We start from the raw sequence: 19,556 nt of genomic DNA, 5'->3' as shown, positions 1-19,556 counted from the left end.
TTTCCTCCTGGTTGTTTTATTTTTTGGTTAAAAACATTGTACCAGTTTTGGTTTCAAATGACCTATTCTTTTTACACAATTATATGGACTTTATCCCACATTCACATATTAAACTATAACTTACTCATGTTATAATAAATATGGTGATAATATGAAAAAGATAATCACAAAACTTCCTCACTCATCGGATTTTAATTATTTAAAAATTGAGACCACTGGCCTTTCTAAAGATAAAGACAATATAATCGCATTATCTACAATATTAAAAAACAAATGTGAAATAACGACCCTAGTTGTTGAGGATTTAAAAGACGAAGAAAAAATTGTAGAATTTTTTTCTAAAAATTTGTCCAAAAATAAATTCATTACTTTCAATGGTAAATCTTTTGATGGACCTTTTTTAGAACAAAAAATCCTATTTTATTTTGAAAATTTATATATAACTAATTTTTTTGATGTACAAAAATTAGCTCGCAAATATAATTATTTATTAAAGGTTCCTTCTTATTCAAATGACACTCTTTTAAAATTTTTCAATATAGAGCCCAGTAAAATTAATGGAAGAGATATTAATAAATTATATAAAACTTATCTTAAAGGCGATAAAACTTCTCTTCAAGATATAGCTAGATTTTCTATAGAGAGTATCAAAAACTTGCAACTATTACACGACAAATTGACAAATTTTATCAAGGAAAATTTGTCAATTTGCATAGACAATTATAAATTTGAGACCATCGATATGGAACTAATTAAAAATCAAATAATATTAACTGGAAAGACAAATTACCCAGACAAATTATTCTCATCTAATGAACTTTTTAATTTAGATATAGAGAAAGATTTCTTGCTAGAGATAAATACAGAAAATCTGCCTTATGATGAGGATTATGATTGTTACTTCGTAAGAAAATCAAATTATGGAAAAATCACAAATAAATCAAGTATAAAAAGCCCAAAAGAAATTTTAATTCTCTATTACAAAAATTATTGCTATGAAAATATTTTATCACTGGCAGAATTTATTATTAGAAAAACAATAGTTAACAACTAAATTTATCCTTTTACTGTACTAAGTAAAGGTATAAAAAGTTGAATTTACTATTGACTTTTAATCTAAAACAAGTATAATAAATTATAAATAAAATGTTGATTAGAAAGTAGTAGCTATAAATTTAATTTGTAGAGATCTGATGTTTGGTGAAAATCAGAAGTTAAAATATAGTGAATGGGTCTATGAATGCGAGGCGAATTATAGTAGCTAAGACGGATTTCTCCCGTTATCGAGATAGGATATGTTAGTATCTGAAAAAGATGCAAATTAATTTGCAATAAAGGATGGCACCGTAAATATACCATTTACTCCTTATAAGGGGTAAGTGGTTTTTTTTATCCTTGATACTATATATCTTTTAAAATAATATTTTAAAGGAGTTAGAAAAATGAACGAAAAAACAAAAAAATTAACAAGAAGTAAGAATGTAACTACAAAGAAAAATACACAAGTTATGGTGACATCAGCAATACTTTTAGCTCTAGGGCTAGTGCTTCATATGATTATCCCCAGTGCTGGTATAAAGCCAGACTTCCTACTGGCATGTATGTTTATTGCAATTACTCTAACGGATAATAAAAAACAAGTTTTTGCTATTACAATAGTTTCTGGTATTTTAACAGCAATGACTACTAATTTCCCAGCAGGACAATTACCCTCAATGATAGATAAATTTCTCTCAGGTTTTTTATTTTTAATGATTTATCGCTCTATAAACAATCGAAAAAGTATAAATACAATTCATATTGGAATTATTTCTGCAATATCCACCTTGTTTTCAGGTGTTATATTTTTAACATCAGTTTTTATACTGGGAAAAATAATGGGACTTGTTGATGTAATGACAATTTTTGAAAGAGGTTTTTATCCTATGATAACATTGATAGTTTTACCAACATCTATTGCAAATGGTTTTTTTGCAGGCCTATTAAATAAAATCATTAATTTGAAAAAATATTGATTATATAGCTAAATTCAAAATATTATGTTAAAAATATCTACAAGTAGAATTTACATTATTTTAAAAACTATGTAAATTCTACTTGTATTTTCTATTTAATAATGATATACTAATATTGTTATGGCGACATAGCCAAGTGGTAAGGCGCGGGTCTGCAACACCCTTATCGCCGGTTCAAATCCGGCTGTCGCCTCCATAACGATCTATCTTAATCGATAGATCTTTTTTTATTTTTAATTACTAAATATTTTATTTATTTCTTTTTTTAACTCATCTGAACTCGTTGCATTTAAAGTTTTATAATTATCTTTATATTTACCAAAATAAATAGCATTCATACCGGCTGCCAAAGCTCCTAGATAATCATTCACGAGATTATCACCAATCATAATACTATTAGTTGGCTTTACTCCTACATCATCCAAAATCATTTTGTAAAACTTCAAATCTGGTTTTCCCATTTTAAAATCACCTGATACATAAATATAATCGACAATATCTCTTAAATTAGCTTTATCAATCTTAATATGTTGTACTTCGCTAGCACCATTTGTTATTATGCCAATTTTGTATCCTTGTTCTTTTAAATACACAATCAATTCTCTCATGCCATCAATATGTAAAGAATAATCATTTCTCATATTTAATATTTCATCAAAAAATTTATACTCATCTAAAACTATTTTATATACACTTTTTAAATCTTTTACAACTGAATTTTTAAAAGAAATTAAATCCGCAAATTTATAGTCATCATTTACCATCAAAAGGTCTATTGAATCCAGCCCAACTAAATCATTAATAGGATAATCTGCATATCTTAACATATTTTTTCTAAGAATTGTTCTAAAAGTTCTTAAAAAATCTTTTGTATCAATATTTAAACCTAAAAGATTTTTAATTTTATCAAAAATATTAAAATTAATCTCTTTAGATTTTAATAAAGTATCGTCTAAGTCAAAAAATACGACTTTCATATTTTTCCTCCAATAAACTATTCTATTTAAAACTCTCTTTTAATCATTATATCTACAAATTTATATTGTTCAAAGTATGAAGCTAAATATAAAAATAAAAGAAAAGACTTCTATTTTATTTATACAGAGCGACTCCTATATAGGTAGATTCCTCTACTACAAACCTTTCGGGTTTTCCGCTCGGAATGACAGTTGTGGGGGTTATAAGCGTATATAGACTTTAATTCTTGGTAATTATCCTTTTGTGTATTCTAATAACAATAGTAAATCTTAAATGAAATCCTCTCTAAGTGTCATATAGACCAAGTGAGCGACAGCAAACGCATAAAGAGTCTGCATGTGGTGGAGAGAATTTTTCCCCTCCCATGTCATCCTGAGCGAAATAGATCTTGTCAGATTCTGAAGTCGAAGGATCTGCATATGACGGAGAGATTTTGTTTAGGTAAAAAAGAAGTGGAATGGAAAATATAATAAAAAGACTTATATTAATAAATATAAAGCAACCCCTATACAGGTAGATTCCTCGACTACAAACCTTTCGGGTTTTCCGCTCGGAATGACAGTTTAATAGATGTTCTTTTATCCAAACAATTTAATTCTTAGTAATTATTTTTTTATTTTTATCTTAACTTAAGTTATTTTAGATATCAAAAGCATCTTAAATACTATAATCATATCCTAAAATTTCTGCTCTCGCTTCGCTAACAAAATAAAGAGAGCCGGTAACTAGAATTATATCTTTATCTTTATATTTGTTTTTATAATAATAGAGGGCATCTTCTACCTTCATTACTTGTGCTTTTAAATTGTACTCATTAGCCTCTTTTATTAAGTCATGGATATCTGAACTTCTTTTATAATTTAAATCTACAAACACTACCTCGTCTGTAAAATTAGATATTTCAGCTAGCATTTTTGCATGTTCTTTATCTGATAATACAGACATTATTAGATGAAGTTTATTAAACTTAAAATTTTTAAGTGATTCTGTAAGTTTTTTGATTCCATCTTCATTATGTGCCCCATCCAATATTATTAATGGATTTTTAGATACAATTTCCATTCTTCCAGGCCATACTGAATTTTTCAAAATTCTTTTTATATCTTCAATATTTACATCCAAAATTTTATTTTTATTCAATAAATATAAGGCATATATTGCACCAATGGCATTTTCTATTTGATAAGTGCCGAGTTGTTTTATACTAAATTCTTCCCATTTATCTAGTTTTAATTTAAAAACAGAACCAGTTAAATCAGACATTATAACTTCATATTCTAAATCATAAGAATAATATAATGATGCATTCTTATCTTCTGCTTCATTTATTAAAACTTTTAATATTCTTGGATCTCTATTAGTTGTAACTACTAGTCCATTTTGATTAATTATACCAGCTTTTGCGAGAGCTATCTTTTCTATTGCGCTCCCCAAATATTCCATATGATCCATAGAAATTGATGATATTATTGAAATTAATTTTTCTTTATCAAAAATATTAGTAGAATCAGCTCTACCACCCATTCCTACTTCCATTATTGCAATATCTATTTCTTTTTCTTCAAAATAAATTACTGCCATAATTGTCAAAAATTCAAATAGATTAAGCCTGCCATATTCTTCTTCTATTAATTTTTCATTTTTAATAATAAATTCAGCAATTTTAACAAAATTATCTTTACTTATTTCAATATCATTAATCTTTATTCTATCTCTATAAGTTATAAGATGTGGGGACACAAAAGTCCCCACTGTATAACTATCTTTTAATACATCTTTTAGAAAATTTACTATAGAGCCTTTGCCATTTGTGCCCGCAACATGAATTACTTTTAGTTTCTCGTGAGGAGATCCAATTTGTTCAAGGAATTTTCGTATACGCATATTGCCAGTCGATTTAAATTGTCCAATTCTAGACTCAATGTTTTCTATAATTTTTGAATAACTCATAGATTTTCTTTCACTTTCGCAATTTGAATTTCAATTGATTTTAAGATTTCTTGATATTTAACAACTTTTTCTTTTTCTTCATTTACTAATTTTTCAGGAGCTTTTGAAATAAAACCTTCGTTAGAAAGCTTTCCTTCTGCCCTTTTAAGTTCAGCTGTAGCTTCTTTTTGTTCTTTTTCGAGTCTTTTCAATTCTTTTTCAAAGTCTACAAGCTCTTTTAATGGAAGTATAATCTCAGCTCTATCAAGTACAATAGAGATATTATCTGAGTTTTCTTGGTCTTTTTCTTCGATTATTTCAACTGAATTTGAAAAACCAAGATTTAATAATATATCTTTTGTGTTTTCAAATATTCCTTTAATTTCATCATCTTTAGTCCAAATAATTGTATTAGATTTTTTAGAATTTTCAATATTCATTTCAGCTCTTGCATTTCTAATTTCACGAATAGCTTCTTCAATATATTCAGTAGCTTTTTCTTCTTTTTCAAAAACTGTTTTTTCGTCATATTTTGGCCAATCTGAAACAATTAATGCACTCTTTCTATTAGGCAAAGCTTGCCATATTTCTTCTGTAATATAAGGCATAAATGGATGAAGAAGTTTTAATACATTTTCAAGAACATACAATAACACTTTCATCGTATTAGTCTTCGCATCTTGGTCATCAGAATAAAGTATTGGTTTTACCATTTCTATATACCAATCACAAAAATCAGACCAAATAAAATCATAAATATCATCTGCTGCAAGTCCAATTTCGTATTTATCAATTTTTTCCGTTATAGATTTTATTGTTCTTTGAAGTTTAGATATTATCCATTTATCTTGGTATAATAGCTTTTCTGTATCAAAATTAGAATCAATTGAATCATCAGTTAAATTCATCATCAAAAATCTTGTTGCATTCCAAAGTTTATTGGCAAAATTTCTGTTAGCTTCAACTCTTTTAGTGTAAAATCTCATATCATTTCCTGGAGTATTGCCTGTTACTAGAGTAAATCTCAACGCGTCAGCACCATAATCTTTTATTATATCCAGTGGATCAATACCGTTGCCAAGTGATTTACTCATTTTTCTGCCTTGGTCGTCACGCACAAGTCCGTTTAATAAAACGTCAGTAAATGGTAGTTTGCCAGTTTGTTCAAGAGCAGAAAATACCATTCTAATTACCCAGAAGAAAATAATATCATAACCAGTAACTAAAACATTAGTCGGATAAAAATAATCGAGCTCAGCAGTGTTTTCAGGCCAACCCATTGTTGAAAATGGCCATAGTGCAGAAGAAAACCAAGTATCTAAAGTATCCTCATCTTGAGTATAAGTTTTATTTTCATGCCCTTTTGTGTTAGAAGGGTCTGTTCTTGAAACCACAATTTCATCATCTGTATCTGAATACCAAACAGGAAGTCTATGTCCCCACCAAAGCTGTCTTGAAATATTCCAGTCTCTAATATTTTCCAGCCAGTTTTCATAAACTTTGCCAAATCTTTCAGGAATTATTCTGAGATTTCCTTTTCTATATTCTTCCAAAGCAGGTTTCGCAAGGGGCTCCATTTTTACAAACCACTGTTTTGAAATCAAAGGTTCGATGACAGTTTTACATCTTTCACAGTGGCCAATAGCGTTGTGATGATGTTTTTTGCCCAAAAATAAACCTAATTCTTCAAAATCTTGAATTATTCTTTCTCTAGCGTCAAATCTTTCAAGACCTGCATAAGAACCTGCATTTTCATTTAAATAACCCTTGCCATCCATAATAATATATTGACCAAGATTGTGGCGAGTACCAATTTCAAAGTCGTTGGGGTCATGGGAAGGTGTTATTTTTACAGCACCAGAACCAAATTCCATATCTACATATTCATCGGCAATGATAGGGATTTTTTTGTTGTTCATAATAGGAACTAAAACATATTTTCCAATTAAATCTTTGTAGCGTTCATCTTCTGGGTTTACAGCAATTGCCAAATCACCAGGTATTGTTTCAGGACGAGTTGTAGCAATTTCAATTCCACCATCCCTGTCGGCAAAAGGATATTTAAAATGCCAAATAAAACCATCTTGTTCAATATGTTCTACTTCTGCATCAGATATAGATGTTTCACAAGAAGGACAATAATTGATTATTCTATTTCCCCTATAAATTAAACTCTTTTCGTATAATTCAATAAATACTTCTTCAACTGCTTTAGATAATTTTTCATCAAGCGTAAAACTTTGTCTTGACCAATCACATGAAATACCTAGCTTTTTTAATTGATTTACAATATTGCCCCCATATTCATGTGTCCAGTCCCAAGCTTCGTCCAAGAATTTTTCTCTACCTATATCTTCTTTAGATATTCCTTTATTTTTTAATTTTTCAACTACTTTTGACTCAGTAGAAATAGATGCATGGTCAGTTCCTGGTATCCAAAGTGCAGAATATCCTTGCATTCTTTTTGTTCTAATTAAAATATCTTGTATTGTATTATTTAGTGCATGCCCCATGTGTAAATTTCCAGTTACATTTGGAGGTGGCATGACAATTGTATACGGCTTCTTGTTTTCATCAACTTCTGCTCTGAAAAAATCATTCTCCATCCAATAATCATAAATTTTTTCTTCAAACTCTTTTGGTGTATAAGTTTTATTTAATTCTTTCATTTTACCTCCCAATTTTATGTTCTAATACTAAAAAAGCGTCCTTCATCCTAAGGACGAAAGACGCGGTACCACCTTAATTTTTATCATAAATAAACACTTAAAATCTTTAACGCGATTAACGTAATGCCAAGCATTAAGCTAAAAAGCAACCTTCATTGTACTTAAACGATGTTTCTCACCACCCAACATCTCTCTATAGATCAGTTGCAACTACTCCTCTTCTCTATGCCATATAAAATTAACTATATTATAAAAATAAAACCGTAATTTGTCAATTATTAGTTACTGTCAACTCATCTATTTGAACTAAAGGAGACTTCCCTTTAGAAGTTTTTACAAAAATATTTGAAATATCAACAGTTAATTTTTTAGAACTTTCTATCTTTTCTATATAATTGTTTTTCAAAATTTCTGTTGGATTTTCAGAATTTGCTTCAATATTTATATTTTTTTCATTTCCATTCTCATCAACTAACCTGAGCGTTGCAACAACACCAAGAAGCTCATTAGTACTTGAATAAACTTCAAAGTCGATATTTTGTCCTCCATCTACCTTATTAAATATTATAGTCGCTTTTACCACTGCATTTTTATCATCTTCTGCATCATAAAATCCAAAGGCATTTACTGAATTTGGTTTATCTTCAGTAAAATTCTTTTTATTTATATTTTTATCAAAAACTACATCCTCTGACTTTACTATCTCTTCAAAACTAACTAAATCTTCTTTTTGTACTTCGCTACTTTTTACTTCATCATCCACACCTTCTATGATACCAATAGCAGAAGCAGATTCTTCAGTTTTTTCAACTTTTGTTTTGTTATTATAAAATAAAGTACCAAAAATAATTATAATGACAAGAGCAATTATTCCTTTTTTCATATTATTTCCTCCTTATATAATTAAAATTAAAATACCAACTAATTAGAAAAGTTTAATCCATTATAAATAATATATTTTCATATTCTGCTATTATCTAGATGCAATAAAACTACTAATTCTTATCGGTAAAGGATAAGTTTTCCCATTGTTAGATAATGCAAAGGCATCCTTAATAACTACTTTAACCTTATTATAATTCTCTAATCCACCTATACTATGAGTAACACTTAGGTGGTCCGTTGCACTACTTGATGAGGCAGCCATATTAAATCCCTTTATAAATTTACCGTTAGTCGTATATAACTCAACTCTACAAGTTGAGCTCATCAATACACTTGAGGAGGCATATACATCATAATTTAAATGTAAGAAAGAACCCGACCATAATCCAGCAGTAACAGAAGCCTTTGCAATAGCGTAGGATTTTAATGACTCATTATTAAAGCTTCTAATTTGTTCTTGTCCATCTTCCAATTCTATTAACCCTATCGCAACTGCAGAGTTATTATCATTTAAGAAAATATCTTTATCGAAGTTCGAATCAAATACAATATTTTCAGAGTTAACCAGATTTTCTAAATCCATATCATTATGGCTCTGTCCCATATATAGATCATTTATCCTATCTAATTCAATATTCTCTTTAGCATATACCGGAGTCATAATTAACAAAATCAGTGCAACTATCGAACAAACTACTTTCTTCATCATAAATACCTCCTAAAATATAAACTACATCTATCTAATCAACTAAACTGTATCATGGTTTTTTAAAAAGGTCAGCCCTTAATTTGTTATTATCTAGGAATAAATCCAACTTTCTTATATACTTTTCTAAGCATTTTATTAGCCAAATAGCTAGCCTTTTCTGCTCCGTCTTTATAAACTTTCTCTAAGTATTCTTTATCACTTCTTATTTCTTTGTATCTTTCTCTTAAAGGTCTAAGACCTTCTACAACAACTTCCCCCAAGTCTTCTTTAAATTCACCATATCCTAAATTTTGATATTTATCGACTATTTCATCTACACTTAAATCTGAAAATGAAGAATATATATTTATCAAATTTTTAAGACCAGGTTGTTCATCTGAATATCTAAAGTTGCCAGTGGAGTCTGTTACTGCTCTTTTTATCTTCTTTCTTGTAGCATCTTCTGAATCAAGAAGTAATATATAAGCATCTTTATTTGTATCAGATTTACTCATCTTAAATTCTGGCTCTTTTAAAGACATTATTCTAGCACCAAGTTTTGGAGTAAATACCTCAGGTATTGTGAATGTTTCAGAGTATCTCGAGTTAAATCTTTGTGCAATATCTCTAGTTATTTCTAAATGCTGTTTTTGATCTTCTCCAACTGGCACAAGGCTTGTGTTATATAATAAAATATCTGCTGCCATTAACACAGGATAATTTAAAAGTCCTGCTCTCACATCAGAATATTTTTTGGATTTATCTTTAAACTGTGTCATTCTTTGAAGTTGACCTAAACCTGTTATAGTATTAAGTACCCAAGCAAGTTCGGCGTGTTGATGCACATGAGACTGGATATAAATTATACTTTTTTCTGGGTCAAGGCCTGCTGCTAAGTAAAGGGCCAACACATCTAAAGTGTTTTTCCTAAGATTTTTAGGTTCTTGATCCACGGTTATCGCATGCATATCTACGATACAATAAAGGCAATTGTAATCCTCTTGCAAACCTATAAAGTTTTTTAATGCTCCAATATAATTTCCTATAGTAAGAGAACCAGACGGTTGTATCCCACTATATACTATCTTCTTATCCATTTATTAATTCCTTCCTTCTATTTCCCAAAATCATTATAATTATTATACTTATTATTTCAATTATTGTTACAATTATACTTCCTTCAGGTCCATAATTAGTATCAACGATATGTGAGTTTAAAATATTAAAACTAATTAAGCTATTAAAACCATTAAAGCCGCTCACAGGCAGACCATATATTAATGCCATTGAAAAATTCCAAGCAGCATGTACTCCACTAACAAACATAATATTTTTTGTATAAAACAAAAGCAACGCAAAAAATATTCCCACTAGCATTGTATTTAAAGTTGAAATTAAAGTCACCGAGTTGTTAAAAAGATGCATCAATCCAAACACAATTGCAGGTACAAAAATAGCTACTTTTTTGCCAAATTTTTCTAATAGAAATCTAGTTAATAGCCCTCTAATTAAAACTTCTTCAGATGTTGACTGAATAAAAAATGCTATAAAATAACAAATAAAAATAAAATTAAAATTATTCCAATCAAAGCTTTTAAAATAAATAAAATTAAATGCCAGTGCAATTAAAACAAAAACCGTTATCTGAAAGAAACCCCAAAAGAGACCTTGCCCAATATTTTTAAATAAATTATATTTTTTATAAAAAATATACTCTAAAGGTTTTTTTATAATAAATTTTAAAAATAAAAAAACCGACAAAAGTTGCCCACAAGTGCCAAGTAAAAACACTAGATTAGAATTTTCCCAATCACTGTAAAAATAAGTTTTACCATAAAAAACAATCGAAAATAAAAACAGAAAACCGTATGTTAAAACAAAAATACTGGCAAATAGAATTAATATTTTAATCAAAAATTTCAAAATTTTTTTTACATTCATTTATCTACTCTTGATATCTTCCCATCTCTCGTTAACTATTCTTCTAAGCTTATTTTCATCAAGTCTTAAAACTTGTCTATCTTTCATGATGAATTTACCATCTGCTATCACAGAAGAAACATCTGCGGAATTAGCAGAATATACCAGTGAAGAAATTAAATTATTACGTGGTGTAAATGAATTAGAATTTAAATTAAAAATTGCTAAATCTGCTAAGTAGCCTTCTTTTACTAAACCAAGATTGTCATAGCCCATCGCTTTAGCTCCATTTATAGTAGTCATTTTTAAAATTTCAATTGCCTTAACAGCTTTTTCATTCATTTCGACCGCTTTATTGACGATACTACCAATGTGCATTTCTTCAATTAAATCTTGATTGTTATTAGATGAATCACCGTCAGTGCCCATTGCCACGCTAACTCCATTATCAATTAGTTTTTGAATTGGTGTAAAACCACTTGCAAGCTTTAAATTAGAACTAGGATTATATACCGGATAAAATTTTTTATCTTTTATTAAATCTATTTCTTCGTCCGTAATATGTGTACAATGTGCAGCTATAATGTGATTTTCAAGCATTCCAATACTATCAACATATTTAATTGGTGTCATACCATGAAGATTTAAACAGTTTTCGACTTCAGTTAGTGTTTCTGACAGATGCATATGAATAATACCGTCATATCTTTCTTTTGCTCTTTTAGAAATCTCTTTCAAAAATTCTTCACTACAAGTATATATAGCGTGTGGAGCAGGATAAACCCTCACTCTGCCATTAGATTTATTGTGATAATTATTGTATAGCTTGTCAATTTCTTCTAATTTTTCACTACCTTTGCCGTCGATATCAGTTAAACCTCTAGTAAGTACACCACGCATTCCACTTTCTATTAAAGCATCTCCAACTTTGTCCATTTCATAATACATATCACAAAAAGTCGTAACGCCCGATTTTATATTTTCTACTATTGATAAAAGTGAAGAATAATAAATATCTTCACTGTTTAATTTTGCTTCAATTGGCCAAATTTCATTATTTAACCAGTCCATCAAATTTAAATCATCGGCATAATTTCTAAAATAGCTCATTCCTAGATGTGTATGAGAATTAATAAAACCTGGTGTCACTAGTTTATTTTCTCCATTAAATATTTCACTTGCGTCTACATCTAAATTTTTGTCAATTTTAGAAATCTTATTTTCTTCAATAAAAATATCTATGTTGTCAACTATTCTCTCCTCTTCTATATCTAGAAAAGAAATATTTCTCAATAAAATGCTCATAAATACCTCCAATATTATCATTATAGCAAAAAACAATAATATTTTTTAATTTTTGACAAATAAGTTCAATAATATTATTTATTTGATATAATTTATTTATTATGAACAACTATTTTGACTTAAACTCAATTTTTGACATCATAGGTACAATTGCCTTTGCAATTTCAGGAGCATTGTTTGGCGCCAAAAAGAATATGGATGTATTGGGTGTGCTCGTTTTGGGAATAGTTACAGCACTAGGGGGTGGATTTATAAGAGATTTAGTACTGGGGATAACACCACCAAATATGTTCCAAAATTCCACTAATGCAATAATTGCAACCTTATCTTCACTATTAGTTTTTTTAATACTCTACATAAAAACTGACAAAATTGACAAAAAATTAATCAATCACTTAAGTAAAATTATGACAATATCCGACACTATCGGACTGGCTTCTTTTACAATCACAGGTATTGCCACCGCTATTAGTGTAGGGCATGAAGAAAAATTTCTACTTGTTTTTGTAGGGACTGTCACAGGTGTTGGCGGTGGTGCCATAAGAGATGTGTTATCTGGCTCAGTTCCCTTTATATTTAGAGAACAAATTTATGCAGGAGCGTGTATACTTGGTTCATTCGTATTTTTAATAGTTAGGCATTTTGTGCCAACTGATATTTCCCTAATTATTTGCTTTTTAACAGTATTAATTGTTAGACTAATAGCTGTAAAGAAGAATTTAAATTTACCAAAAATTACAGATTAAGGAGGAAGATATGGCAGTAGCAGAATTGACACTTGTGCCAATTGGTACACAAAATACATCTGTTAGTAAATATATAGCAGGTGCACTTGACTCTATAGGTTATATAGAAGGACTTAGTTATGAATTAAATCCGATGGGTACAGTTTTAAGTCACGATGATATTGGCGTTTTATATGACGTAATACAAAAAATGCAAGAATCTGTATTTGAAAAAGGTGCCAATAGAGTCTATTCAGTGATAAAAATTGACGATAGACGCGACAAAGATTATACTTTTAAGGATAAAATAACATCTGTCAACGAAAAAAGAAAAAAATAATATTTAGTCCTGCCCATTTTTGTGGCAGGACTTCTTGTTAGTTTTAATTATCATCCATTTTCTTAAAAAATTAACCTAGACAATATTTATCCTTTGCATTTACTAAAAAGTATTTATTTTTTACAATTCTATGATATTATCTAATTAATATATAAGGAGGGCATATGTATAAAGGATATTTGACAGATGTAGATGGAGTTAAACTTGGGCATGCTGAAAATTTAGATGCTCTTACTGGAGTAAGTGTAATTCTTTGTGAAGATGGTTTTACTGGTGGAGTTGATGTAAGAGGTGCAGGACCTGGCACTCGAGAAACTGATCTTTTAAAATCAGAAAATCTTGTGGAAAAAGTTCATGGTATATTTTTAACTGGAGGCTCTGCCTATGGACTTGATGCAGGCGGTGGAGTGATGAAGTATCTTGAAGAAATTGGCAAGGGTTTTGATGTTGGCGTTGGAATTGTACCTATTGTTCCCGGCGCAGTTTTATTTGATCTCGCTATTGGAGACTCCAAAATAAGGCCCGACAAAGATATGGCATATCTTGCCTCCAAAAATGCAAGTTCAGTGGATAAAACAATGGGCAATTTTGGTGCAGGTTGCGGTGCAAGTGTTGGTAAAATTAAAGGAAATAATTTTGCAATGAAAACTGGAATAGGACAATCATCGCTTAAAGTAGGAGATTTAATTGTTTCATCTATAGTTGCCTTAAATGCTCTTGGAGATATATATGATTATGAAAAGTCAAAGAGAATCGCGGGTGTATATGATAGAGAAAACTCCAAACATTTATCTACTACTACACTTTACGAAAATAACTTTAATGGTTATAATAACAAGGTGACTGCTTGCAACACGACTATTGCAGTTGTAGCAACGAATGCAAAACTCACTAAAGCAAATTGTAATAAGGTCTCACAAATGGCTCATGATGGTTATGCAAGAAGCATAAATCCAGTTCATACAATGCAAGATGGAGATACTATCTTTACAATAGCTAAAGGCGATATCGATAGTGATGTAAATTTAGTTGGTATGTTGGCAGCTAAAAGCATATCTCGTTCTATAGCTAATGCAGTATATAGTGCAAAAGACGCTGGTGGTCTAGTTAGTTATAATAATATTATTTAAATTTGAACAGTATCTTTTATGAACTGTATCGGAGGGAAAAATTGAACAGAACAACTAGTAAGAATAGAAAGCTTGTAATTTCAGCAATGCTTGGTGCCATAACTATGGTGCTTGGATTGACTCCTCTTGGTATAATACCAATGGGTCTTATTAATCCCACTACAATGCATATTCCTGTTATTGTAGCTGCCATTGCTGAGGGTCCAATAGTAGGAGCTATGGTAGGGCTAATTTTTGGAGTGTTTTCGCTTTTAAATGCAATACTTAGAAATGCAAGTCCCGTAGCATTTGTTTTTTATAATCCATTAATATCTGTTGTGCCAAGAATCTTGATAGGCATAACTTCCTATTATAGTTATATTGCTTTAAAGAAAGTTTCAGATAAAAATTTAAAAGGTTTAACTCAAATTTTGTGGATTGCAATTATTGGATTTTTATCATTTTTGATGTATAAAAATATCACTACAGGAGCTAGTCCTTTAAATATAACTTTTGTGGGAATATTAATAGCATTATCAATTGGCTTGTTTGTTTATTCGTTAAAAACAACTAAACAAGATTTTCCAATTGCTCTAGGTGCTTTTGTAGGATCTATGACAAATACAATATTAGTGTTGGGTGGCATCTATGTTATATATGCCGAAAAATATGTAAAAGCTTTAAACATTCCGCTAGAACAAGCTAAATCTGCAATATTAGGAGTGTCTATAACATCAGGTATACCCGAAGCAGTGCTTTCTATTATAATAACAACTGCTGTTATTAGAGCTTTAAAATCGAGAAGAGGTTAAAATGTTACTTGCTATTGATCTAGAAAATAAATTTACGACATTTGGTATTTATTCTAGTGAAAATAATAAAAATTTAAAATTAATTTCGTATTTTTCTTTAAAAACTGATCGTTCAAAATCAGCTGACGAGATTGCATTGATTTTGAAATTAATGCTTTTGGACAGAAATATAGTAATAAAAAATATCAATGATATTATCATATCTTGCGTAGTTCCTGAACTACTCCCTGTCTATCAAGATGTGTCAAAATACTTGATTAAAAGAGAACCAATTATCGTATCAGCTGGATTAAAAACTGGTTTAAATGTTAAATGCGAAAATCCAAAAGAAGTAGGCTCCGACAGGATAACAAGAGGCGTATCGGCTATTTCTAAATATGACAAGAATATAATAATTATTTCAGCATCATCAATAACTACAATTGATTTAATTAATGAAAAAAGAGAGTTTATCGGGGGGTTAATTGTGCCTGGAATAGACTTGTGGCAAAAATCCCTGTTTGCAGAAACATCAAAACTTCCTAAAGTTGAAATAGTAAGTGCCAACTCTGTGCTTGGCAATAGTACAATAAAAGCCATGCAATCGGGCTTATACTATGGATATAAAAATAGCATTTTAGGTATTTTGGACGATATTTTTAGAGAATATAATTTAGATAAATCAAAAATAAAAATTATAATTACGGGTATATTTGCAAAACTATTATTAAAACAAGATAGTTATAAACTAATTGTAGATGAAAATTTAGGCCTTGAGGGTCTAAGATTGATATACGAGAAAAATTATAGTTAAAATAAAATTAAAAATCGCCCACACTCACTTTGTGCTAACCCCCTAAGCTTTAAATAGATTAGGGGGTTTAATATGGGCAATTATAAACATATAGCTAAATTACAAATTATATTTACTAATACTAATATCTATTTAAAATAGACAAATCAAAATCCAATTAAAAATAAAAATAAATACCCCGCCTCGGCTGTTAAACAAAGTAAAATTTTATTTTTAATTTCAAAGTATCAATATTTAAAATTCAATCAATATTTTGGATTTTTAATTAATTTCAAACTTCGTTCAGTTCTCCTGTATAAGTAGCGTAATAATTACCTTCAGTTCCTCCAGTATAATCAACCTTTAAATCACCTTTATATTTCTTATCTTTATATTCATAAGTATAATCAGTTATGCTGCCTTTAAATTCTGGACTATCTTTGATAAGTTCTACTTTAAAATTTTCTAATTTAGTGCCATCTTCACTTTCATCAAAACTTGCATTTCTCTCACCGCTAAATCCTGCTTTTGCATATTCTACAGTATCTTCTATATCTTCATCTACTACTTGTGTACCATTTTCATTGGTATTAGAAGATATATTATTTTCTGTTTTTTCTGTAGAACTCATTTCTTTATTATTTGTGACATTATTATCATTTTTAGGTTTTTTGCTGCATCCAACAACTCCCACCAATAGGATTAATATCACACATAAAGTATTTACGGTAGATTTTTTCATTTACCTTCCTCCTTAAAATTATTATATAGAATCGATAACTTAAAATTTTTAAACGTTTGCATATTTCTATTATTTCTTTCAATGTAAATCTTTATCGTATTTTAGCTATATCTTAACTACTATTATATATATTGTAAACTATTTCACGCTATTTATTTTGTTTTTATTGTATAAAAAACCCCTAACTAAAAGTTAAGGGCTATATATTATCCTATAATTTTTTTTGCATGTTCTATAAATTCATTTACAGCAGTTTGTAAATAAGCTTCTGTGTTCTTATCAATATTTCCATTTCCATCAAATAGTTTGTCAATTGTTGCTAAATAAACTTCTGGTCTTTGCATTGGTATTAGATTTACACACACTAGAGGTTGTCTTAAGGCAAAGTTTGCACCCATTCCCCCATATTGTCCAATTGATGCACTAAATACTGCTGCTGGTTTTCCATTCCAAAGATTACCTGTTGGGTTTTTTGATATTATATCTATTACATTTTTGATGGCTGGTGCATATGATCTATTATATTCTGGTGTGAAGAACATATATCCATCATATTTTCCTATTTCTTCTCTTATTTTTTTGTATTCGTCAATGGGATTTTCGCCGTCTAAATCTTCGTTATAAAATGGTAAATAAGATATATCTATCATATTTACTTCTATATCTTCAGAAAATAATTTTTGCACCACTTGTGCCACTTTTTTGTTCCATGATTCTTTTCTAAGTGAACCTACTAATAAACCTATTTTCATTCTATTCCTCCAAATTTAATTAATATATTTTTCAATATTTTTGGTATCAGTTTTACCATTATTTTCAATTACTACTTTTTGGGAATTATTACCTTTGGTTAAAATTTCACCATTTATTTTTAAACTTTTCACTTCCCATTGTCAATATGGTAAGATACAACTTCATCTCCATGAGTGACTATGTCTCCACCAATTACTAACTCATCTATTACAGCATCTTTTAAAACACTAATTCCATCTGCTGCCAATTCTTTTATTTCTCCTTTTACAAGAGTCTTGCCAGTTGAACCTTTTGTCGATATATTTTTCCCTATTTTTATTTTTCCAACTGGTCTTGAAAATTGCATTCCAATAGATCCATCGCCTTCAGTTATTATTTCCTCAAAGAATGCATCTTCTATAGTTCCATCATATTGGTTAAATCCTCTTGCACCTAATCCAAAAGTTTTTATAGATTCTTTGGCCACAAAACTTTTAACTGTTCCAAAGTTGACAAATCCAATGACACTTGGCCCAAAACTTGTAATCTTTCCTTCAACTTTCCATTTATCCACAGTTACCCATACATCCAATACCATATCATTAGTGCCATATGTTGTAACAGAACCCTCAGATATGATTTCATTTGCATGGGCTCCATATGATATAAATATGCCACCGGTTATTAGATCGGGCTGTCCTGTTGGTATCATTCCATTGGAATATATATCTGAAGTAGATAGCTTATTAATTTCTACTTTTCCTACTTCATCATTAAATCCGGAAATTAAAATTCCACTTCCAATCACTGGTGCTTTTTTCCGACCAATTTTTATATTTTGAGCATCTAGAGTTATCAAACTGCCTTCTTTTGGATTGAAATTATAAACAGTGAGTGCTCCCTCGTAAATACTTACTCCATACTTAAGTGGTTTTTCAGCAAATGCACGAGCATCTGCAAAAATTATATCTCCCAAATCATCTTCGCTTGAATCTATAAAGATGACTCTTCTATTTGGAGCTGTTTGAATAGCTAAGTTTGAGACTTCATTATCTCCTGCAATTGCTATGCCATCTCCATTTATAAAACTTAGAAAAATATCATCTTTAGTTGCTAAAATTTTTTGCCCTTTATTTAGATGCAAACTTTCTGGTACACTTATGGAATTTTCCAATTCTATAGTACTTTCATTTTTTCTAATAGCCTCTTTTAATCCTTCGAAATTTTTTACTTTCATAAAGCCTCCATTTTAAATACTTAACTACGGACTCTAAACTTTTTATAATTATGCATCAAATTCTATTTCTTCTTTAATAAAAGTTCCATTTCTCAAATCATCAAAAGCAGTCCTAAGTTCTTCTTCTGTATTCATTACAATTGGGCCTGCCCAGGCTATATCTTCGTTTAATGTCTTAGAGCTTACAAATAAAACTTGTGCTTTTTTATCTGTATTTTTTATAGTAAGTGTATCCCCGTTTGAAAGTTTTGCAGCAGTTTTTTCTTCTATAAGTTCTCCTTCTACATAGACATCACCTATTAAAGTGAAAATCATAACAGAATCATATTCTTTGGTATCTACTGTAAATTATGCATTTTCGTTTAAATGAATATCATAATAATTCATTGGTAGATGTTCTCCTTTAAAGCCTTCACTATCTTTATATTTACCAGCTAATAGCCTTAAATATCCACCATCAAATTCTATCTCTTCAATATCTGCATTTTTAATACTGTGGTAACTTGGCTTACTCATCTTTTCTTTTTGAGGTAAATTAAGCCATAGTTGTACTCCTAGCATCCTTTCTGACTCCGGCAATGACTCTGCATGTTGAATTCCAGAACCTGAGTTCATCCACTGAACCTCACCATCAGAAATGCCATCTTCATTTCCTAAAGTGTCTTTGTGTACCATTTGTCCTTTATAGATATATGATA

20 protein-coding genes, 1 tRNA gene and 2 other annotated features are annotated in these 19,556 nt (G+C 29.6%); of the genes, 8 read left to right on the top strand and 13 right to left on the bottom strand.

From position 1 onward, the window contains the following. Positions 1-151: 151 nt before the first annotated feature. The 3 genes from ABID14_RS08865 (at position 152) to ABID14_RS08855 (ending at position 2,211) form a co-directional block, all read left to right on the top strand. Positions 152-1,054, top strand: coding sequence for a ribonuclease H-like domain-containing protein (locus ABID14_RS08865; protein WP_354369234.1), 903 nt, complete (start codon positions 152-154; stop codon positions 1,052-1,054). An 86-nt stretch (positions 1,055-1,140) separates the two neighbouring features. Next, positions 1,141-1,370, top strand: a binding site (T-box leader). A 72-nt stretch (positions 1,371-1,442) separates the two neighbouring features. Beyond that, entirely contained in the window at positions 1,443-2,015 is a 573-nt protein-coding gene (locus ABID14_RS08860) for a tryptophan transporter (protein ID WP_354369232.1), read from the top strand. Positions 2,016-2,137: 122 nt separating this feature from the next. Next, a tRNA-Cys gene (locus ABID14_RS08855) sits at positions 2,138-2,211 on the top strand. Positions 2,212-2,248: 37 nt separating this feature from the next. Here the strand turns inward: ABID14_RS08855 and ABID14_RS08850 are convergent. The 8 genes from ABID14_RS08850 to ABID14_RS08815 all read right to left on the bottom strand — a co-directional run bounded on the left by ABID14_RS08850 (position 2,249) and on the right by ABID14_RS08815 (position 12,389). Beyond that, on the bottom strand, positions 2,249-2,992 hold the full coding sequence (locus ABID14_RS08850) for an HAD family hydrolase (RefSeq protein WP_354369230.1): 744 nt from the start codon (positions 2,990-2,992) through the stop codon (positions 2,249-2,251). Positions 2,993-3,650: 658 nt separating this feature from the next. After that, positions 3,651-4,943, bottom strand: a complete 1,293-nt coding sequence (locus ABID14_RS08845; protein ID WP_354369228.1) for a bifunctional folylpolyglutamate synthase/dihydrofolate synthase — start codon at positions 4,941-4,943, stop codon at positions 3,651-3,653. After that, the gene (locus ABID14_RS08840) at positions 4,940-7,591 is read right to left on the bottom strand and encodes a valine--tRNA ligase (protein WP_354369226.1); all 2,652 of its coding nucleotides are present in this window, start codon (positions 7,589-7,591) and stop codon (positions 4,940-4,942) included. Before ABID14_RS08840 ends, ABID14_RS08845 begins: the two co-directional genes overlap by 4 nt. A gap of 46 nt (positions 7,592-7,637) precedes the next feature. Continuing rightward, positions 7,638-7,826: a binding site (T-box leader), on the bottom strand. 36 nt (positions 7,827-7,862) lie between these two features. Beyond that, complete coding sequence (locus tag ABID14_RS08835; RefSeq protein WP_354369224.1) at positions 7,863-8,474, bottom strand: hypothetical protein; 612 nt, start codon at positions 8,472-8,474, stop codon at positions 7,863-7,865. A 90-nt stretch (positions 8,475-8,564) separates the two neighbouring features. After that, positions 8,565-9,185, bottom strand: a complete 621-nt coding sequence (locus ABID14_RS08830; RefSeq protein WP_354369222.1) for a hypothetical protein — start codon at positions 9,183-9,185, stop codon at positions 8,565-8,567. Positions 9,186-9,271: 86 nt separating this feature from the next. Beyond that, a complete protein-coding gene (gene trpS, locus ABID14_RS08825; protein WP_354369220.1) occupies positions 9,272-10,261 on the bottom strand; it encodes a tryptophan--tRNA ligase in 990 nt (329 codons plus the stop codon). Then, entirely contained in the window at positions 10,254-11,105 is an 852-nt protein-coding gene (locus ABID14_RS08820; RefSeq protein ID WP_354369218.1) for a CPBP family intramembrane glutamic endopeptidase, read from the bottom strand. The genes trpS and ABID14_RS08820 overlap by 8 nt, the downstream gene beginning before the upstream one ends. Further along, on the bottom strand, positions 11,106-12,389 hold the full coding sequence (locus tag ABID14_RS08815; protein ID WP_354369216.1) for an amidohydrolase: 1,284 nt from the start codon (positions 12,387-12,389) through the stop codon (positions 11,106-11,108). Between the two features lie 101 nt (positions 12,390-12,490). On the opposite strand from ABID14_RS08815, the gene ABID14_RS08810 reads away from it, so the two are divergent. From ABID14_RS08810 to ABID14_RS08790, 5 genes are all read left to right on the top strand, one after another. Next, positions 12,491-13,135 (top strand): trimeric intracellular cation channel family protein, encoded by a 645-nt coding sequence (locus tag ABID14_RS08810; protein WP_354369214.1) that lies wholly within the window; start codon positions 12,491-12,493, stop codon positions 13,133-13,135. Positions 13,136-13,145: 10 nt separating this feature from the next. Then, positions 13,146-13,454 carry an MTH1187 family thiamine-binding protein gene (locus ABID14_RS08805; protein WP_354369212.1) on the top strand — a complete coding sequence of 103 codons (309 nt, stop codon included), beginning with the start codon at positions 13,146-13,148 and terminating at the stop codon, positions 13,452-13,454. Positions 13,455-13,618: 164 nt separating this feature from the next. Then, positions 13,619-14,584: a P1 family peptidase gene (locus ABID14_RS08800; RefSeq protein ID WP_354369210.1), complete on the top strand. Its 966-nt coding sequence runs from the start codon at positions 13,619-13,621 to the stop codon at positions 14,582-14,584. 41 nt (positions 14,585-14,625) lie between these two features. Next, the gene (locus ABID14_RS08795) at positions 14,626-15,375 is read left to right on the top strand and encodes an ECF transporter S component (protein ID WP_354369208.1); all 750 of its coding nucleotides are present in this window, start codon (positions 14,626-14,628) and stop codon (positions 15,373-15,375) included. Position 15,376: 1 nt separating this feature from the next. Further along, complete coding sequence (locus tag ABID14_RS08790; protein ID WP_354369206.1) at positions 15,377-16,168, top strand: type III pantothenate kinase; 792 nt, start codon at positions 15,377-15,379, stop codon at positions 16,166-16,168. Between the two features lie 271 nt (positions 16,169-16,439). Here ABID14_RS08790 and ABID14_RS08785 read toward each other — a convergent pair whose 3' ends face one another. The 5 genes from ABID14_RS08785 to ABID14_RS08765 form a co-directional block, all read right to left on the bottom strand. Further along, entirely contained in the window at positions 16,440-16,889 is a 450-nt protein-coding gene (locus ABID14_RS08785) for a hypothetical protein (RefSeq protein ID WP_354369204.1), read from the bottom strand. Positions 16,890-17,095: 206 nt separating this feature from the next. Further along, entirely contained in the window at positions 17,096-17,641 is a 546-nt protein-coding gene (locus tag ABID14_RS08780) for an NADPH-dependent FMN reductase (RefSeq protein ID WP_354369202.1), read from the bottom strand. 128 nt (positions 17,642-17,769) lie between these two features. Further along, positions 17,770-18,858: a hypothetical protein gene (locus ABID14_RS08775; protein WP_354369200.1), complete on the bottom strand. Its 1,089-nt coding sequence runs from the start codon at positions 18,856-18,858 to the stop codon at positions 17,770-17,772. 48 nt (positions 18,859-18,906) lie between these two features. Beyond that, complete coding sequence (locus ABID14_RS08770; protein WP_354369198.1) at positions 18,907-19,173, bottom strand: pirin-like C-terminal cupin domain-containing protein; 267 nt, start codon at positions 19,171-19,173, stop codon at positions 18,907-18,909. A gap of 33 nt (positions 19,174-19,206) precedes the next feature. Then, on the bottom strand, positions 19,207-19,548 hold the full coding sequence (locus ABID14_RS08765) for a pirin family protein (protein ID WP_354369238.1): 342 nt from the start codon (positions 19,546-19,548) through the stop codon (positions 19,207-19,209). Positions 19,549-19,556: the final 8 nt, after the last annotated feature.

Origin of the sequence: Peptoniphilus olsenii (assembly GCF_040545475.1) — a bacterium.
Lineage (GTDB): Bacteria > Bacillota > Clostridia > Tissierellales > Peptoniphilaceae > Peptoniphilus_A > Peptoniphilus_A olsenii.
The sequence above is the reverse complement of the archived record's forward strand: the minus strand, read 5'-3'. Positions and strand labels throughout refer to the sequence as shown.

What these genes read in the sequence shown, in the direction of transcription:
- ABID14_RS08830 (WP_354369222.1), bottom strand. Translation starts at nt 9,185, where the DNA reads ATGATGAAGAAAGTAGTTTGTTCGATAGTTGCACTGATTTTGTTAATT.
- ABID14_RS08815 (WP_354369216.1), bottom strand. Translation starts at nt 12,389, where the DNA reads ATGAGCATTTTATTGAGAAATATTTCTTTTCTAGATATAGAAGAGGAG.
- ABID14_RS08865 (WP_354369234.1), top strand. Translation starts at nt 152, where the DNA reads ATGAAAAAGATAATCACAAAACTTCCTCACTCATCGGATTTTAATTAT.
- ABID14_RS08805 (WP_354369212.1), top strand. Translation starts at nt 13,146, where the DNA reads ATGGCAGTAGCAGAATTGACACTTGTGCCAATTGGTACACAAAATACA.
- ABID14_RS08790 (WP_354369206.1), top strand. Translation starts at nt 15,377, where the DNA reads ATGTTACTTGCTATTGATCTAGAAAATAAATTTACGACATTTGGTATT.
- trpS (WP_354369220.1), bottom strand. Translation starts at nt 10,261, where the DNA reads ATGGATAAGAAGATAGTATATAGTGGGATACAACCGTCTGGTTCTCTT.
- ABID14_RS08775 (WP_354369200.1), bottom strand. Translation starts at nt 18,858, where the DNA reads ATGAAAGTAAAAAATTTCGAAGGATTAAAAGAGGCTATTAGAAAAAAT.
- ABID14_RS08850 (WP_354369230.1), bottom strand. Translation starts at nt 2,992, where the DNA reads ATGAAAGTCGTATTTTTTGACTTAGACGATACTTTATTAAAATCTAAA.
- ABID14_RS08860 (WP_354369232.1), top strand. Translation starts at nt 1,443, where the DNA reads ATGAACGAAAAAACAAAAAAATTAACAAGAAGTAAGAATGTAACTACA.
- ABID14_RS08770 (WP_354369198.1), bottom strand. Translation starts at nt 19,173, where the DNA reads ATGATTTTCACTTTAATAGGTGATGTCTATGTAGAAGGAGAACTTATA.
- ABID14_RS08845 (WP_354369228.1), bottom strand. Translation starts at nt 4,943, where the DNA reads ATGAGTTATTCAAAAATTATAGAAAACATTGAGTCTAGAATTGGACAA.
- ABID14_RS08780 (WP_354369202.1), bottom strand. Translation starts at nt 17,641, where the DNA reads ATGAAAATAGGTTTATTAGTAGGTTCACTTAGAAAAGAATCATGGAAC.
- ABID14_RS08820 (WP_354369218.1), bottom strand. Translation starts at nt 11,105, where the DNA reads ATGAATGTAAAAAAAATTTTGAAATTTTTGATTAAAATATTAATTCTA.
- ABID14_RS08810 (WP_354369214.1), top strand. Translation starts at nt 12,491, where the DNA reads ATGAACAACTATTTTGACTTAAACTCAATTTTTGACATCATAGGTACA.
- ABID14_RS08800 (WP_354369210.1), top strand. Translation starts at nt 13,619, where the DNA reads ATGTATAAAGGATATTTGACAGATGTAGATGGAGTTAAACTTGGGCAT.
- ABID14_RS08835 (WP_354369224.1), bottom strand. Translation starts at nt 8,474, where the DNA reads ATGAAAAAAGGAATAATTGCTCTTGTCATTATAATTATTTTTGGTACT.
- ABID14_RS08785 (WP_354369204.1), bottom strand. Translation starts at nt 16,889, where the DNA reads ATGAAAAAATCTACCGTAAATACTTTATGTGTGATATTAATCCTATTG.
- ABID14_RS08840 (WP_354369226.1), bottom strand. Translation starts at nt 7,591, where the DNA reads ATGAAAGAATTAAATAAAACTTATACACCAAAAGAGTTTGAAGAAAAA.